This is a genomic window from Klebsiella sp. CN_Kp106, assembly GCF_040064575.1.
In the GTDB taxonomy this organism is placed as follows: domain Bacteria; phylum Pseudomonadota; class Gammaproteobacteria; order Enterobacterales; family Enterobacteriaceae; genus Klebsiella; species Klebsiella michiganensis.
In genome coordinates, this window is sequence record NZ_JBEAIG010000019.1 from 10,401 (window position 1) to 26,130 (window position 15,730).

Here is a 15,730-nt window from a genome sequence, read left to right on the forward strand (position 1 = left end):
ACCATGGCAAAGACTATTAAAATTACTCAAACCCGCAGTGCAATCGGTCGTCTGCCGAAACACAAGGCAACGCTGCTTGGCCTGGGTCTGCGTCGTATTGGTCACACCGTAGAGCGCGAGGATACTCCTGCTGTTCGTGGTATGGTCAACGCGGTTTCCTTCATGGTTAAAGTTGAGGAGTAAGAGATGCGTTTAAATACTCTGTCTCCGGCCGAAGGCTCCAAAAAGGCGGGTAAACGCCTGGGTCGTGGTATCGGTTCTGGCCTCGGTAAAACCGGTGGTCGTGGTCACAAAGGTCAGAACTCTCGTTCTGGTGGTGGCGTACGTCGCGGTTTCGAAGGTGGTCAGATGCCTCTGTACCGTCGTCTGCCGAAATTCGGCTTCACTTCTCGTAAAGCGATGATCACCGCAGAAGTTCGTCTGTCTGATCTTGCTCACGTAGAAGGCGATGTTATCGACCTGAACACGCTGAAAGCGGCTAACATTATCGGTATCCAGATCGAATTCGCGAAAGTGATCCTGTCTGGTGAAGTATCTCGTCCGGTAACTGTTCGTGGCCTGCGCGTGACTAAAGGTGCTCGTGCTGCTATCGAAGCTGCTGGCGGTAAAATTGAGGAATAAGTAGCAGATGGCTAAGCAACCGGGATTAGATTTTCAAAGTGCCAAAGGTGGGATTGGCGAACTGAAGCGCAGACTGTTGTTTGTAATCGGTGCGTTGATTGTGTTCCGTATTGGCTCTTTTATTCCGATCCCTGGTATTGATGCCGCTGTACTTGCCAAACTGCTTGAGCAACAGCGAGGCACCATCATTGAAATGTTCAACATGTTCTCTGGTGGTGCTCTCAGCCGTGCTTCTATCTTTGCGTTGGGTATCATGCCGTATATTTCGGCATCGATCATTGTCCAGCTGCTGACGGTTGTTTATCAGCCGTTAGCGGAGCTGAAGAAAGAAGGGGAGTCTGGTCGTCGTAAGATCAGCCAGTACACCCGCTACGGTACTCTGGTGCTGGCGATATTCCAGTCGATCGGTATTGCTACCGGTCTGCCGAATATGCCTGGTATGCAGGGCCTGGTGATTAATCCAGGCTTTGCATTCTATTTCACCGCTGTTGTTAGTCTGGTCTCAGGAACGATGTTCCTGATGTGGCTCGGCGAACAGATTACTGAGCGCGGTATCGGAAACGGTATCTCAATCATTATCTTCGCCGGTATCGTTGCGGGTCTCCCGCCGGCCATCGCCCATACTATCGAGCAAGCGCGTCAAGGCGACCTGCACTTCCTCCTGTTGCTGTTGGTTGCAGTACTAGTATTTGCAGTGACCTTCTTTGTTGTCTTTGTAGAGCGTGGTCAACGCCGCATTGTGGTAAACTACGCTAAACGTCAACAGGGTCGTCGTGTCTATGCTGCACAGAGCACACATTTACCGCTGAAAGTGAATATGGCAGGGGTTATCCCGGCAATCTTCGCTTCCAGTATTATTCTGTTCCCGGCTACCATTACATCATGGTTCGGGGGCGGTACTGGTTGGAACTGGCTGACAACAATTTCGCTGTATTTGCAGCCTGGGCAACCGCTTTATGTGTTACTCTATGCGTCTGCAATCATCTTCTTCTGTTTCTTCTACACGGCGTTGGTTTTCAACCCGCGTGAAACAGCAGATAACCTGAAGAAGTCCGGTGCATTTGTACCAGGAATTCGTCCGGGAGAGCAAACGGCGAAGTATATCGATAAAGTAATGACTCGCCTGACTTTGGTCGGTGCGTTATACATCACTTTTATCTGCCTGATCCCGGAGTTCATGCGTGATGCAATGAAAGTACCGTTCTACTTTGGTGGGACCTCACTGCTTATCGTTGTTGTCGTGATTATGGACTTTATGGCTCAAGTGCAAACTCTGATGATGTCGAGTCAGTACGAGTCTGCATTGAAGAAGGCGAACCTGAAAGGCTACGGCCGCTAACAGGTCGCTCGAGAAGTTACGGAGAGTAAAAATGAAAGTTCGTGCTTCCGTCAAGAAATTATGCCGTAACTGCAAAATCGTTAAGCGTGATGGCGTCATCCGCGTGATTTGCAGTGCCGAGCCGAAGCATAAACAGCGCCAAGGCTGATTTATTCGCATATTTTTCTTGCAAAGTTGGGTTGAGCTGGCTAGATTAGCCAGCCAATCTTTTGTATGTCTGTACGTTTCCATTTGAGTATCCTGAAAACGGGCTTTTCAGCATGGTGCGTACATATTAAATAGTAGGAGTGCATAGTGGCCCGTATAGCAGGCATTAACATTCCTGATCACAAACATACCGTAATCGCATTAACTGCTATTTTCGGTATCGGCAAGACCCGCTCTAAAGCCATCTGTGCTGACACGGGTATCGCTGAAAATGTTAAGATCAGTGAGCTGTCTGAAGAACAAATTGAATCCCTGCGTGAAGCGGTTGGTAAATTTGTCGTTGAAGGTGATCTGCGCCGTGAAATCACCCTGAGCATCAAGCGTCTGATGGACCTTGGTTGCTATCGTGGTTTACGCCATCGTCGTGGTCTTCCGGTTCGCGGTCAGCGTACTAAGACCAACGCACGTACCCGTAAGGGTCCGCGTAAACCGATCAAGAAATAGTCGGGGTGATTGAATAATGGCAAAGGCACCAGTTCGTGCACGTAAGCGTGTAAGAAAACAAGTCTCTGATGGCGTGGCTCATGTCCATGCTTCTTTTAACAACACCATCGTTACCATTACCGATCGTCAGGGTAACGCGCTGGGTTGGGCAACAGCCGGTGGTTCCGGTTTCCGTGGTTCTCGCAAATCCACTCCGTTTGCAGCTCAGGTTGCAGCAGAGCGTTGCGCTGAAGCCGTAAAAGAATACGGCATCAAGAATCTGGAAGTTATGGTCAAAGGTCCGGGTCCAGGTCGCGAATCTACTATTCGTGCACTGAACGCCGCTGGTTTCCGCATCACTAATATTACTGATGTGACTCCGATCCCTCATAACGGTTGTCGTCCGCCGAAAAAACGTCGCGTATAACGCGTTCGTTTCTAGGATTGTTGGAGAAAGAAAATGGCAAGATATTTGGGTCCTAAGCTCAAGCTGAGCCGTCGTGAGGGCACAGACCTGTTCCTTAAGTCTGGCGTTCGCGCGATCGATACCAAGTGTAAAATTGAACAAGCTCCTGGCCAGCACGGTGCGCGTAAACCGCGTCTGTCTGACTATGGTGTGCAGTTGCGTGAAAAGCAAAAAGTTCGCCGTATGTACGGTGTGCTGGAGCGTCAGTTCCGTAACTACTATAAAGAAGCAGCGCGTCTGAAAGGCAACACCGGTGAAAACCTGTTGACTCTGCTGGAAGGTCGTCTGGACAACGTTGTATACCGTATGGGCTTCGGCGCGACTCGTGCTGAATCACGTCAGCTGGTTAGCCACAAAGCTATCATGGTAAACGGTCGTGTTGTTAACATCGCTTCTTATCAGGTTAAAGCGAATGACGTTGTCAGCATTCGTGAGAAAGCGAAAAAGCAATCTCGCGTGAAAGCCGCTCTGGAGCTGGCTGAGCAGCGTGAAAAGCCAACCTGGCTGGAAGTTGATGCTGGCAAGATGGAAGGTACGTTCAAGCGTCAGCCGGAACGTTCTGATCTGTCTGCGGACATTAACGAACACCTGATCGTCGAGCTTTACTCCAAGTAAAGCTTAGTACCAAAGAGAGGACACAATGCAGGGTTCTGTGACAGAGTTTCTAAAACCGCGCCTGGTCGATATCGAGCAAGTGAGTTCGACGCACGCCAAGGTGACCCTTGAACCTTTAGAGCGTGGCTTTGGCCATACTCTTGGTAACGCACTGCGCCGTATTCTGCTCTCATCGATGCCGGGTTGCGCGGTGACCGAGGTTGAGATTGATGGTGTACTTCATGAGTACAGCACCAAAGAAGGCGTTCAGGAAGATATCCTTGAAATCCTGCTCAACCTGAAAGGGCTGGCGGTGAGAGTTCAGGGTAAAGATGAAGTTATCCTTACTTTGAACAAATCTGGCATTGGCCCTGTGACCGCAGCCGACATTACCCATGACGGTGATGTCGAAATCGTCAAGCCGCAACATGTGATCTGCCACCTGACCGATGAGAACGCAGCTATTAGCATGCGTATCAAAGTTCAGCGCGGTCGCGGTTATGTGCCGGCTTCTGCCCGAATTCATTCGGAAGAAGATGAGCGCCCAATCGGCCGTCTGCTGGTCGACGCATGCTACAGCCCTGTAGAGCGTATTGCCTACAATGTTGAAGCAGCGCGTGTAGAACAGCGTACCGACCTGGACAAGCTGGTCATCGAAATGGAAACCAACGGCACAATCGATCCTGAAGAGGCGATTCGTCGTGCGGCAACCATCCTGGCAGAACAACTGGAAGCTTTCGTTGATTTACGTGATGTACGTCAGCCGGAAGTGAAAGAAGAGAAACCAGAATTCGATCCGATCCTGCTGCGCCCTGTTGACGATCTCGAATTGACTGTCCGCTCTGCTAACTGCCTTAAGGCAGAAGCTATCCACTATATCGGTGATCTGGTACAGCGTACCGAGGTTGAGTTGCTGAAAACGCCGAACCTGGGTAAAAAATCTCTTACTGAGATTAAAGACGTGCTGGCTTCACGTGGTTTGTCTCTGGGCATGCGCCTGGAAAACTGGCCACCGGCAAGCATTGCTGACGAGTAACCGGATCACAGGTTAAGGTTTTACTGAGAAGGATAAGGTCATGCGCCATCGTAAGAGTGGTCGTCAACTGAACCGCAACAGCAGCCATCGCCAGGCTATGTTCCGTAACATGGCTGGTTCGCTGGTTCGTCATGAAATCATCAAGACGACCCTGCCGAAAGCGAAAGAACTGCGTCGCGTAGTTGAGCCGCTGATTACTCTTGCCAAGACTGATAGCGTTGCTAATCGTCGTCTGGCATTCGCCCGTACTCGTGATAACGAGATCGTGGCAAAACTGTTTAACGAGCTGGGCCCGCGTTTCGCGAGCCGCGCCGGTGGTTACACTCGTATTCTGAAGTGTGGCTTCCGTGCAGGCGACAACGCGCCGATGGCATACATCGAGCTGGTTGATCGCTCTGAATCGAAAGCAGAAGCTGCTGCAGAGTAATCTGTAGTAACGTAAAAAAACCCGCTCCGGCGGGTTTTTTTATATCCACCCTATTCCTGCTTGTTTACAATATCTGCATTATTTTTGTTCATCCCCGGAGCCTTATGATGTGGTTACTGGATCAGTGGGCAGAACGCCATATTCTTGATGCACAGCACAAAGGTGAGTTTGATAACCTGCCGGGAAGTGGGGAGCCACTGACTCTGGACGATGACTCGCGTGTGCCGCCTGAGCTACGCGCAGGCTATCGATTACTCAAGAATGCGGGTTGTTTACCTCCCGAACTTGAACATCGTAAAGAAGCCGTGATGCTCAATGACTTACTTAAAGGCGTTCAGGAGAGCGATCCCCGCTATGCTGAGCTGAGTCGTCGTCTGGCGCTGCTCGAGTTAAAGCTGCGGCAGGCGGGCTTGAACACTGACTTTCTGCGTGGGGATTACGCGGATAAGTTGCTGCAAAAGATTAATGAGGAGTAATCATGTACCGCATAGGTGAACTGGCTAAATTGGCTGACGTTACTCCCGATACCATTCGCTATTATGAAAAACAGCAGATGATGGATCATAACGTGCGCACTGAAGGTGGATTTCGTCTCTATTCGGATAACGATCTACAGAGGCTGCGTTTTATTCGCTATGCCAGGCAGCTTGGTTTTACGCTGGAATCGATCCGCGAACTTCTCTCGATCCGCATCGATCCGGAACATCATACCTGTCAGGAATCTAAAGGCATTGTGCAGGCTCGTTTAAGTGAAGTGGAATCCCGGATTAAAGAGTTACAAGCCATGCGTCGTTCTTTGCAGCGCCTCAATGATGTTTGCTGCGGAACAGCGCACAGCAGCGTCTATTGCTCAATTCTTGAAGCACTGGAGCAGGGCGCCAGCAGTCATAATCCAGCACGTTGATTTTTTCATCAGACGCGTCTACACTCACGCCGATTTCTATTACATATCTGGAGAGCTTATGAGCCGCTATCAGCATACTAAAGGGCAAATAAAAGATAACGCCCTTGAGGCACTACTTCATGACCCGTTATTCAGGCAGCGAATTGAGAAGAACAAGAAAGGGAAAGGTAGCTACCAAAGAAAAGAAAAACATGCGGGACAGAATGGTCGGGAGGCCAGTGGCAAGAAAGTAAATGACTTTTTTACCACTGGCCTTCTGCTTTTAAGGCTTCTTAAGAACGATTGTTTTGTTCTTTCAGCAGGTCACGAATTTCGCTAAGCAGGACTTCTTCTTTGGTTGGCGCCGGTGGTGCTGCCGGGGCTTCTTCCTTTTTCCTGTTCAGTTTATTCATCAGTTTGATTGCCATAAAAATAGCAAACGCCACGATAATAAAATCGAACACGTTCTGAATGAATACGCCGTAATGCATGACGACCGCCGGGATGTCGCCCTGGGCATCCCGTAGCGTCACGGCAAACTGTTTAAAGTCGATTCCGCCAATGAGTAAGCCTAGCGGCGGCATAATAATATCGGCAACTAACGACGATACGATTTTACCAAATGCTGCGCCAATGATGACACCGACTGCCAAATCAACCACATTCCCGCGCATCGCAAATTCGCGAAATTCTTTTAAAAAACTCATTTTATTCTCCTTGAGCCAGCTGACACTGATAAGTTTAACAAATGTATTACTATTTTCCATTACCACGAAATAATTGCAGAAAAATATTATCCTTTGATATACAAGGGATAAAAAAAGGCGTCTTGTCGACGCCTGCGAACTACAAAAAGAAAGGACTTGGCTGGAATAGTCTTTCGACGTCTGAGATGAATTTTTTGTCAGTCAGGAACATAACGACATGATCCCCTTGCTCAATACGCAGATTGTTATTCGCTATCATGACATCATTACCGCGTACAACGGCGCCAATAATTGTTCCGGGGGGAAGCTTAATCTCATCAATAGCGCGTCCAACCACCCGCGAAGTACTTTCATCTCCGTGCGCGACAGCTTCAATAGCCTCTGCGACACCGCGGCGTAGGGAGGAAACGCCGACAATATCGGCTTTACGCACATGGCTGAGCAACGCAGAGATGGTTGCCTGCTGCGGTGATATTGCAATGTCGATCACGCTCCCCTGGACAAGATCGACGTAGGCACGGCGCTGGATCAGCACCATCACCTTTTTGGCCCCCATGCGCTTTGCGAGCATGGCAGACATAATATTGGCTTCATCATCGTTGGTGACGGCAATGAAAAGATCGACTTGATCGATATGTTCCTCAGCCAGCAATTCTTGATCTGAAGCATCGCCGTAGAAGACGATCGTATTTTGCAGCTTCTCTGCAAGCTCTGCGGCACGCTGTTGATTACGTTCAATCAGTTTGACGCTGTAATCTTTCTCCAGCTTATGGGCGAGCCCGGCGCCAATGTTTCCGCCGCCAACCAGCATGATGCGCTTATACGGCTTTTCGAGGCGCTGGAGTTCGCTCATGACGGCGCGAATATGCTGCGAAGCGGCGATGAAAAACACTTCATCACCGGCTTCAACAATGGTTGAACCTTGTGGCCTGATGGGGCGATCGTGGCGGAAGATAGCGGCTACGCGTGTGTCAATATGCGGCATATGTTCGCGCATAGTTGAAAGTGCGTTTCCCACTAAAGGACCGCCATAATAGGCTTTAACGACTGCGAGGCTTACTTTTCCTTCGGCAAAATTGACAACCTGCAGCGCGCCTGGATACTCAATCAGGCGGTGAATGCTGTCAATGACCAGCTGCTCTGGCGCGATGAGGTGGTCAATAGGAACCGCTTCTGAGTGGAAAAGTTTATCGGCATCACGCACATAATCCGGGGAGCGGATGCGAGCAATACGGTTTGGGGTATTAAACAGCGAATAGGCGACCTGGCAGGCCACCATATTCGTTTCATCTGAGCTGGTCACTGCGACCAGCATATCAGCGTCATCCGCACCCGCCTCACGCAGCACGCGTGGATGCGAGCCGTGGCCCTGAACCACTCTGAGATCAAATTTGTCCTGAAGACTGCGAAGGCGGTCGCCATTCGTGTCTACCAGCGTAATATCGTTGTTCTCTCCGACAAGGTTTTCTGCCAGAGTTCCACCGACCTGCCCTGCGCCCAATATGATAATTTTCATCAGTCGCGACTCGTTATCTCATTACTTTTTGATTAGCTTAGCGTAAAAGAAGCCGTCACCTTCTTCAGCACCTGGCAAATTTTGCTGGCCCGGCAAATCTGCGCTGCCGGTTTCGCTGAGAACCGCATCCGCAGTACGCTGCAGGAAGGCTTTAATCTGCTGGCTGTTCTCTTCCGGCAATACCGAACACGTTGCGTAAACCAGAGTCCCGCCGGTTTTCAAATGCGGCCATACGGCATCCAGAATTTCAGACTGCAGCTGGGCCAGTTCCGCGATATCACGATCCCGGCGCAGCCACTTGATATCCGGATGACGGCGAATGACGCCGGTGGCGGAACAAGGGGCGTCCAGCAGAATACGATCGAACTGCTGCTCTCCACACCATTGGGCTGGATAACGGCCATCACCTTGTTTAACGGTGGCCTTCATGCCCAGACGCTTCAGATTGTCATAGACGCGGGAGAGTCGCTGCTCATCAACATCGACAGCCAGCACCTGTGCTTCGGGTGCCGCTTCGAGAATATGCGTGGTTTTACCCCCCGGTGCTGCGCACAGATCCAGAATTTGCTCGCCGTTTTTTGGCTCAAGAAATGTGATGCAGCCTTGAGCGGAGGCATCCTGAACCGTAACCCAACCCTCTTCAAACCCCGGCAATGCGTGGACCGGCACCGGTGTTTCCATGCGCACAGCGTCAGGGTAAGCAGGATGAGTAAAACCTTTCATTCCCGCCTCTTCCAGCAGTGCCAGCCAGCCGTCGCGCGGATGGTGGACACGGTTTACGCGCAACCACATTGGCGGGCGCTGGTTGTTCGCTTCCACGATCGCTTCCCACTGTGCTGGATAGGCTTTCTGCAGACGTTTCAACAACCAGGAGGGGTGTAAAAAGCGAATTTCGCTACGAGAAAATTCAGATAACAGTTCTTCCTGCTGGCGCTGAAACTGGCGCAATACGCCGTTAATCAACCCTTTGAGCTGCGGGCGTTTAATCGCTACTGCGCCTTCAACCGTTTCCGCCAATGCAGCATGAGGAGGAATCCGCGTGTACAGCAGTTGGTAAATGCCCACCATAATGAGGTAATGCACAACACGCTGTTTACCCGTCATCGGCCGGGACATGAGCTTGCCGATCAGCCAATCTAACTGGGAAAGGGTACGTAGCACGCCAAAGCAGAGTTCCTGAAGCAGCGCTTTGTCTTTATCGGATACTTTTTGTTGCAGCGGGGGCAGAACGTTGCTCAGGGATTGCCCTTGTTCGAGAACCTGTTCAACGGCCTGCGCTGCCAGGCTGCGTAAATTGAGTTGTTTTTTCATAAGCACAAAATAAAAATGCCCGGCAACACCGGGCGTATTAAGAAGGGCGCGTCAGACCAGACGGTTGCCAGGAGCGAACCATTCCCGCCGCGAGTTTAATAGATCCTGAGCACTCATTGCTTTTTTCCCGGCAGGCTGTAGCGAGAGTAAATTCAGCACGCCGTCGCTGGTCGCCACCTGAATCCCCTGTTTTGTCGCTTCAATGATGGTCCCCGGTTCGGCTGTTGTGGCCACATCAATAACCGACGCCTGCCAGACTTTTACCGGCTGGCCATCAATTTCTATCCAGCTCATTGGCCACGGGTTAAAGGCGCGAATGCAGCGTTCTAACTGAGCGGCTGGAAGAGACCAGTCGATACGCGCTTCTTCTTTGCTGAGTTTTTGCGCATGGGTAACCAGCGCTTCATCCTGTACAACCGGTTTCGCGGTACCTGCAGCAAGCTGCTTAAGGGTTTCGATCAGCCCCTGCGGCCCCAGGTTAGCCAGCTTGTCGTACAGCGTTCCGCTGGTGTCTTCGGCCGTGATTGGGCACGCAAGTTTATACAGCATATCACCCGTATCGAGGCCGACATCCATCTGCATGATGGTGACACCGGTCTCGGTATCGCCAGCCCACAGCGAACGCTGAATGGGCGCCGCGCCGCGCCAGCGCGGAAGCAACGAACCGTGAACGTTAATGCAGCCCAGGCGCGGCATATCCAGCACGGCTTTTGGTAGAAGGAGCCCATAGGCTACGACGACCATGACGTCTGCACGCAGATCGGAGACGAGCTGCTGATTTTCCTGCGGACGTAGTGAAGCGGGCTGGAATACCGGTATGCCTTTTTCTTCAGCAAGAACTTTCACCGGGCTGGGCATGAGTTTTTTACCACGACCTGCCGGACGGTCCGGTTGGGTGAAGACGCCAACAACGTTGTGTCCAGAGGACAGCAGCGCGTCGAGATGACGTGCTGCAAAGTCAGGGGTGCCGGCAAAAATAATACGTAGTGAGTCTGACACGTTTATTCTCGTCCTTAAGCTCGAGCATTCAGACGGTCAAGTTTCTCAACTTTTTGACGAATGCGTTGTTGCTTGAGCGGTGACAGGTAATCGATGAACAGCTTACCGACGAGGTGATCCATCTCGTGCTGAATGCAGATGGCCAGCAGACCGTCGGCTTCAAGCTCAAAAGGTTTGCCTTCGCGATCGAGCGCGCGGATTTTCACTTTTTCTGCACGCGGCACTAAAGCACGCTGTTCAGGAATAGAGAGGCAGCCCTCTTCAATGCCTGTTTCTCCGCTTTTTTCCAGCAGCTCAGGGTTAATTAATACCAGCTGCTCTTCACGATTTTCTGATACATCAATAACAATAATTCGCTGGTGAATATCCACCTGCGTTGCGGCCAGACCGATACCTTCTTCAGCATACATCGTCTCGAACATATCATCGACGATACGCTGAATTTCTGCATTTACTTCTTCTACCGGCTTTGCGACTTTGCGAAGGCGCTCGTCCGGAATATGTAACACTTGCAAAACTGACATAGTTATCCAGAGTTGTGTTCAGGAGTTGGAAAGATTATTACCTCTATTCTAGACAAAACCCCCTGCAATTGACAGTCTCGCTGTCCAATCGCAAAGATTGTTAAAGTCGCTTGTGGCAGGGGGATAGGGATGACGCCCAGGGAAATTTGGTTACGTTTGATGAGAGTGAGCAGCCTGTATGGCGAGAGTGCTATCAGTGCCGCCCGTCAGCTATGTGCATCTGCGACGTTAGGTCGAGAAGATTTGCGAGCCTGTGGCTTGAGTCTGGCGCAATCGAAGCATTTCCTCAGCGTTAACCAATGCGAGATAGATGCCACGCTGCAATGGCTGGAGCGACCAAATTGCTATCTACTGACTGCCGAAGATCCGCTTTACCCACCCCAGCTGCGGGCGATTGTCGACTTTCCTTGCGCTCTTTTAGTATGTGGAGACCCTGCGCTACTGAGCAGCCGGCAGCTGTCCGTCATTGGGAGCCGGGCGCATTCATGGTATGGCGCTCGTTGGGGGAAACTCTTTAGCGAAGCTTTAGCACGTTATGGTATTACGATCACGAGCGGCCTGGCCCTTGGCATTGATGGAATTGCTCATCGTGGTGCGCTGGAAGGGAAAGGTAAAACGGTTGCTGTTTTAGGGAATGGCTTAAGAGAGATCTATCCTCGCCGTCATCAGGCGCTAGCGGAGCAGATTACAAACAGCTGCGGCGCCATCATTTCGGAGTTTCCGCTGTTTACCCCGCCCCTGCCGGGCAACTTTCCTCGCCGTAACCGGATTATCAGTGGGCTAAGTGCCGGCGTGTTGGTTATTGAGGCGGCCCTGAAAAGCGGCTCATTAGTGACGGTTCGTTATGCTCTGGAGCAGGGAAGGGATGTGTTTGCCCTGCCTGGGCCGATTGGCAGCCCGGGTTCAGAAGGTCCCCACTGGCTTATCAAGCAGGGCGCGATTCCCGTGACAGCCCCGGAAGACATCGTCGAATACTGGCGGGATGAGCTGCCATATGTTCTTCCTGAACCAGATGACGCAAATAATTGCGGTAATCGGCCTTCTGTAGCATTGCCATTTCCAGAGCTCCTGGCTAACGTAGGAGATGAGGTAACACCTGTTGACGTTGTCGCTGAACGTGCCGGCCAATCTGTGCCAGTAACCGTAGCCCAGCTACTAGAACTGGAGTTAGCAGGCTGGATCGCAGCTGTACCCGGCGGCTATGTCCGATTAAGGAGGGCAAGCCATGTTCGACGTACTGATGTATCTGTTTGAAACTTACATCCATAACGAAGCAGAAATGCGCGTGGATCAGGACAAGCTGACTCGGGATCTGACCGATGCCGGTTTTGAACGAGAAGATATCTATAACGCCCTGATGTGGCTGGAGAAACTGGCTGATTACCAGGAGGGGCTTGTTGCGCCAATGCAGCTTGCTTCTGACCCACTCTCGTTACGAGTCTACACCGACGAGGAGTGCCTGCGTCTTGATGCAAGCTGCCGGGGATTCTTATTATTCCTTGAGCAAATTCAGGTGTTGAACCTCGAAACACGGGAAATGGTGATTGAGCGTGTACTGGCGCTGGATACGGCAGAGTTCGATCTGGAAGATCTCAAATGGGTGATCCTGATGGTGCTGTTCAATATTCCCGGTTGCGAAAATGCCTACCAGCAAATGGAAGAATTACTCTTTGAAGTAAATGAAGGTATGCTGCACTAACTTTTTTGCTGCGACATTAGAATTGTTATGACCAAAACAGCGCTGTTCTCGGTGCGTAAAAACGAACCCTGCCCGCAGTGTGGGGCTGAACTGGTAATACGCTCCGGGAAACACGGGCCTTTTCTCGGCTGCTCGCATTATCCTGACTGTGACTATGTCCGGCCCCTGAAAAATCAGGCGGACGGACATATTGTCAAAGTTCTGGAGGGGCAAACGTGCCCGTCTTGCGGCGCAGTGCTGGTACTACGCCAGGGGCGTTTTGGTATGTTTATCGGTTGTAGCAGCTATCCAGATTGCGAACATACTGAACTTATCGATAAGCCGGATGAAACCGCAATTGCCTGCCCACAGTGCGGGCAAGGGCATTTGGTTCAGCGCCGCTCACGTTTTGGAAAAAACTTCCATTCCTGCGATCGTTACCCCGATTGCCAGTTCGTCATAAACTTCAGGCCAGTGGCGGGCGAGTGTCCAGAGTGTCATTACCCGTTGCTAATCGAAAAGAAAACGGCGCAGGGCGTTAAACGCTTCTGTGCCAGCAAACAATGTGGAAAGCCGATACCGGCGGAATAAATCTGTGAATAATAACCTGCCCTCAGAAGCCATCGTACGTGCTGTGGCGCTTCTGAATAATGAACATGTCATCGCCTATCCAACAGAAGCCGTTTTTGGCGTCGGTTGCGATCCCGATAGCGAAAAGGCCGTCATGAGCCTGCTTGCACTTAAACAGCGTCCCGTTGAAAAGGGGCTGATCCTGATTGCGGCGAACTTCGAGCAACTCAAACCCTATATTGACGATACGCAACTTAGCGATGAGCAGCTGGAGACGATTTTTTCTTGCTGGCCAGGGCCTGTGACATTTGTCTTCCCCGCTTGCGCTTCAACGCCGCGTTGGTTGACGGGGCGCTTCAATTCACTGGCTGTGCGAGTCACGGATCATCCGCTGGTGGTCGAACTGTGTAATGCTTACGGAAAACCGCTGGTTTCAACCAGCGCAAATTTGTCTGGCCAGCCTCCTTGCCGCACGACGGCAGAAGTTTATGCGCAGTTTGGCGCTGATTTCCCGGTCGTTGACGGGGCTACGGGAGGGCGTCAAAACCCATCTGAAATACGTGATGCCTTGACGGGCGAACTCTTCCGCCAGGGGTAACTCATGGAAACTTATGCCGTCTTCGGACACCCTATTGCCCATAGCAAGTCGCCATCTATTCATCGGCTTTTTGCTCAGCAGTTGCAAATTACGCATCCCTATGGCCGTATCCTGGCTCCGCTCGATGATTTCGTTACGACTCTCGATACCTTCTTTAATGAAGGCGGTAAGGGAGCGAACGTCACCGTGCCTTTTAAAGAAGAGGCCTTCGCGCGAGCAGATGAGCTAACCGAACGCGCAGCGCTGGCCGGTGCGGTCAATACGCTTAAACGGTTGGAGGATGGCCGCCTGCTGGGGGACAATACCGATGGTATTGGACTACTGAGCGATCTGGAACGGCTGGGTTTTATTAAACCAGGATTCCGGGTATTGCTTATTGGCGCAGGTGGGGCTTCACGCGGCGTTTTGCTTCCTCTCCTGTCGCTGGATTGTGCCGTGACTATTGTTAATCGTACCTATTCTCGCGCCCATGAACTGGCTACGCTTTTTGCTCATACCGGCAGCGTCCGCGCTTTGGATATAGAAGCATTAGGCGGTCAGGAATTTGATCTCATTATTAATGCGACATCCAGCGGTATTGACGGCGGTGTTCCCGCGATCCCTGTTACCTTAATAAATCCCCATGTCTGTTGTTATGACATGTTTTACCAGAAAGGTAGTACGCCATTTTTATCCTTATGCCAGCAACACGGTGCGACAAAATGCGCTGATGGGTTGGGAATGCTGGTGGCGCAGGCTGCTCATGCGGTGCTGTTGTGGCACGGCGTTCTGCCAGAAATTACGCCAGTCATTGCGGCTTTGCAGAAGGAACTGAATGCATGAACCAGGCAATTCAGTTTCCAGACAGAGAGGTATGGGATGAAGCGCGTCAATGTATCGCTTTTCCTGCATTAGTTAACGGCATGCAGCTTACCTGCGCCTTAACGCTAACGGTGCTCAAGAAGCGTTTTGGCGGTGAAGAGCCGGCGCAATGGCTGGCCGCTTTTCGTGAACATCGCTGGGATCTGGAAGATGAAGCCCAGGATCTCATTCTCGACCAGCAAGAAGATGCTCAAGGTTGGATCTGGTTTTCCTGAGCCAGGTAATCACCTTTCCACTTTACATAGTTGTTCGCTGAATATTGTAGCCCGGCAATTTCCGCCTCTGTCAGGGGGCGTATCTGTTTTACCGGGTTACCAAAGTAAAGATAGCCACTCTTGAGACGTTTGTTCTGAGGCACCAGACTGCCAGCCCCAATCATTATATCGTCTTCAACAATCACGCCATCCAACAAAATCGAACCCATACCGACCAGGACCCGGTTACCAATAGTGCAGCCGTGTAGCATCACCTTATGACCGACGGTAACATCATCGCCAATGATAAGTGGATTGCCGTGTGGATTAGATGAAGACTTATGCGTGACATGTAAGACGCTGCCGTCCTGAATGTTAGTGCGGGCGCCTATTTCCACATAGTTCACATCACCGCGAATGGCGACCAGAGGCCAGATACTGACATCGTCAGCGATTCTGACATCGCCGATCACCACGCTGCTGCTGTCGATCATCACGCGTAGGCCCGTTTTAGGGAATAAATCTTTATAACGACGCAAGCTGGTGGTCATGGTTACCTCAATAAAAGAAGGGAGTGCAGAGACTTTGGTTGCTTTTCTGGCCGTCTGCAACCCCTTATTGTGGTAAAAATTGAGCGGATTGAGCAAGAACGCCGCGAAGCGGCTGAAAAAACATCATTTGGAAAAAAAGATCGAAAAAAGGCTTGTGCAAAAAAATGGGATCCCTATAATGCGCTCCCACTGACACGGCAGATGTGAATCACTTCACAAACAACC

24 protein-coding genes are annotated in these 15,730 nt (G+C 51.2%); 18 read left to right on the forward strand and 6 right to left on the reverse strand.

The annotated features are described in order from the left end of the window. The first annotated feature begins 3 nt into the window (after window positions 1-3). The 12 genes from rpmD (at window position 4) to ABLU96_RS10800 (ending at window position 6,336) form a co-directional block, all read left to right on the forward strand. Entirely contained in the window at window positions 4-183 is a 180-nt protein-coding gene (gene rpmD, locus ABLU96_RS10745; RefSeq protein ID WP_001140434.1) for a 50S ribosomal protein L30, read from the forward strand. Between the two features lie 3 nt (window positions 184-186). Continuing rightward, window positions 187-621 carry a 50S ribosomal protein L15 gene (gene rplO / locus ABLU96_RS10750; RefSeq protein WP_004106336.1) on the forward strand — a complete coding sequence of 145 codons (435 nt, stop codon included), beginning with the start codon at window positions 187-189 and terminating at the stop codon, window positions 619-621. A gap of 7 nt (window positions 622-628) precedes the next feature. After that, complete coding sequence (secY, locus tag ABLU96_RS10755) at window positions 629-1,960, forward strand: preprotein translocase subunit SecY (RefSeq protein WP_004106334.1); 1,332 nt, start codon at window positions 629-631, stop codon at window positions 1,958-1,960. Between the two features lie 31 nt (window positions 1,961-1,991). Then, a complete protein-coding gene (gene rpmJ, locus ABLU96_RS10760; protein WP_000868187.1) occupies window positions 1,992-2,108 on the forward strand; it encodes a 50S ribosomal protein L36 in 117 nt (38 codons plus the stop codon). A gap of 146 nt (window positions 2,109-2,254) precedes the next feature. Continuing rightward, window positions 2,255-2,611 (forward strand): 30S ribosomal protein S13, encoded by a 357-nt coding sequence (gene rpsM, locus ABLU96_RS10765; protein ID WP_004106333.1) that lies wholly within the window; start codon window positions 2,255-2,257, stop codon window positions 2,609-2,611. Between the two features lie 16 nt (window positions 2,612-2,627). Continuing rightward, entirely contained in the window at window positions 2,628-3,017 is a 390-nt protein-coding gene (rpsK, locus tag ABLU96_RS10770) for a 30S ribosomal protein S11 (RefSeq protein WP_004138423.1), read from the forward strand. A gap of 33 nt (window positions 3,018-3,050) precedes the next feature. Continuing rightward, window positions 3,051-3,671 carry a 30S ribosomal protein S4 gene (gene rpsD / locus ABLU96_RS10775; protein ID WP_004125897.1) on the forward strand — a complete coding sequence of 207 codons (621 nt, stop codon included), beginning with the start codon at window positions 3,051-3,053 and terminating at the stop codon, window positions 3,669-3,671. Between the two features lie 25 nt (window positions 3,672-3,696). After that, window positions 3,697-4,686 carry a DNA-directed RNA polymerase subunit alpha gene (gene rpoA, locus ABLU96_RS10780; RefSeq protein WP_002919219.1) on the forward strand — a complete coding sequence of 330 codons (990 nt, stop codon included), beginning with the start codon at window positions 3,697-3,699 and terminating at the stop codon, window positions 4,684-4,686. 40 nt (window positions 4,687-4,726) lie between these two features. Then, window positions 4,727-5,113, forward strand: coding sequence for a 50S ribosomal protein L17 (rplQ, locus tag ABLU96_RS10785; RefSeq protein ID WP_001216372.1), 387 nt, complete (start codon window positions 4,727-4,729; stop codon window positions 5,111-5,113). 107 nt (window positions 5,114-5,220) lie between these two features. Next, window positions 5,221-5,589, forward strand: coding sequence for a DUF1992 domain-containing protein (locus tag ABLU96_RS10790; protein ID WP_064406674.1), 369 nt, complete (start codon window positions 5,221-5,223; stop codon window positions 5,587-5,589). Window positions 5,590-5,591: 2 nt separating this feature from the next. After that, window positions 5,592-6,017 (forward strand): Zn(2+)-responsive transcriptional regulator, encoded by a 426-nt coding sequence (gene zntR / locus ABLU96_RS10795; RefSeq protein ID WP_064406670.1) that lies wholly within the window; start codon window positions 5,592-5,594, stop codon window positions 6,015-6,017. Window positions 6,018-6,075: 58 nt separating this feature from the next. Next, a complete protein-coding gene (locus ABLU96_RS10800) occupies window positions 6,076-6,336 on the forward strand; it encodes an alternative ribosome-rescue factor A (protein WP_072057189.1) in 261 nt (86 codons plus the stop codon). On the opposite strand, the gene mscL is transcribed toward ABLU96_RS10800, so the two are convergent. The 5 genes from mscL to def all read right to left on the reverse strand — a co-directional run bounded on the left by mscL (window position 6,290) and on the right by def (window position 11,053). After that, window positions 6,290-6,703: a large-conductance mechanosensitive channel protein MscL gene (mscL, locus tag ABLU96_RS10805; RefSeq protein ID WP_004106310.1), complete on the reverse strand. Its 414-nt coding sequence runs from the start codon at window positions 6,701-6,703 to the stop codon at window positions 6,290-6,292. The two genes, ABLU96_RS10800 and mscL, sit on opposite strands and share 47 nt — an antisense overlap. 139 nt (window positions 6,704-6,842) lie before the next feature. Further along, window positions 6,843-8,219: a Trk system potassium transporter TrkA gene (trkA, locus tag ABLU96_RS10810; protein WP_004125888.1), complete on the reverse strand. Its 1,377-nt coding sequence runs from the start codon at window positions 8,217-8,219 to the stop codon at window positions 6,843-6,845. Window positions 8,220-8,240: 21 nt separating this feature from the next. Continuing rightward, the gene (rsmB, locus tag ABLU96_RS10815) at window positions 8,241-9,530 is read right to left on the reverse strand and encodes a 16S rRNA (cytosine(967)-C(5))-methyltransferase RsmB (protein WP_064406672.1); all 1,290 of its coding nucleotides are present in this window, start codon (window positions 9,528-9,530) and stop codon (window positions 8,241-8,243) included. Between the two features lie 51 nt (window positions 9,531-9,581). After that, entirely contained in the window at window positions 9,582-10,529 is a 948-nt protein-coding gene (fmt, locus tag ABLU96_RS10820; RefSeq protein ID WP_025107519.1) for a methionyl-tRNA formyltransferase, read from the reverse strand. Window positions 10,530-10,543: 14 nt separating this feature from the next. After that, the gene (def, locus tag ABLU96_RS10825; RefSeq protein ID WP_004854751.1) at window positions 10,544-11,053 is read right to left on the reverse strand and encodes a peptide deformylase; all 510 of its coding nucleotides are present in this window, start codon (window positions 11,051-11,053) and stop codon (window positions 10,544-10,546) included. A 129-nt stretch (window positions 11,054-11,182) separates the two neighbouring features. Here def and dprA point away from each other — a divergent pair, with 129 nt between their 5' ends. The 6 genes from dprA to ABLU96_RS10855 are packed head-to-tail and all read left to right on the forward strand — an operon-like array spanning window position 11,183 to window position 14,975. Then, entirely contained in the window at window positions 11,183-12,307 is a 1,125-nt protein-coding gene (dprA, locus tag ABLU96_RS10830) for a DNA-protecting protein DprA (protein WP_014227031.1), read from the forward strand. Next, window positions 12,279-12,752, forward strand: a complete 474-nt coding sequence (gene smg, locus ABLU96_RS10835) for a DUF494 family protein Smg (protein ID WP_025107517.1) — start codon at window positions 12,279-12,281, stop codon at window positions 12,750-12,752. The genes dprA and smg overlap by 29 nt, the downstream gene beginning before the upstream one ends. Window positions 12,753-12,779: 27 nt before the next feature. After that, window positions 12,780-13,322, forward strand: coding sequence for a type I DNA topoisomerase (locus ABLU96_RS10840; RefSeq protein ID WP_014227029.1), 543 nt, complete (start codon window positions 12,780-12,782; stop codon window positions 13,320-13,322). 4 nt (window positions 13,323-13,326) lie between these two features. Beyond that, the gene (gene tsaC, locus ABLU96_RS10845; protein WP_004854739.1) at window positions 13,327-13,899 is read left to right on the forward strand and encodes an L-threonylcarbamoyladenylate synthase type 1 TsaC; all 573 of its coding nucleotides are present in this window, start codon (window positions 13,327-13,329) and stop codon (window positions 13,897-13,899) included. Window positions 13,900-13,902: 3 nt separating this feature from the next. Further along, the gene (gene aroE, locus ABLU96_RS10850; protein ID WP_014227028.1) at window positions 13,903-14,721 is read left to right on the forward strand and encodes a shikimate dehydrogenase; all 819 of its coding nucleotides are present in this window, start codon (window positions 13,903-13,905) and stop codon (window positions 14,719-14,721) included. Then, the gene (locus ABLU96_RS10855; protein WP_014227027.1) at window positions 14,718-14,975 is read left to right on the forward strand and encodes a DUF1488 domain-containing protein; all 258 of its coding nucleotides are present in this window, start codon (window positions 14,718-14,720) and stop codon (window positions 14,973-14,975) included. Before aroE ends, ABLU96_RS10855 begins: the two co-directional genes overlap by 4 nt. Here the strand turns inward: ABLU96_RS10855 and ABLU96_RS10860 are convergent. After that, window positions 14,951-15,505, reverse strand: coding sequence for a gamma carbonic anhydrase family protein (locus ABLU96_RS10860; protein ID WP_014839658.1), 555 nt, complete (start codon window positions 15,503-15,505; stop codon window positions 14,951-14,953). The genes ABLU96_RS10855 and ABLU96_RS10860 overlap by 25 nt on opposite strands. Window positions 15,506-15,730: the final 225 nt, after the last annotated feature.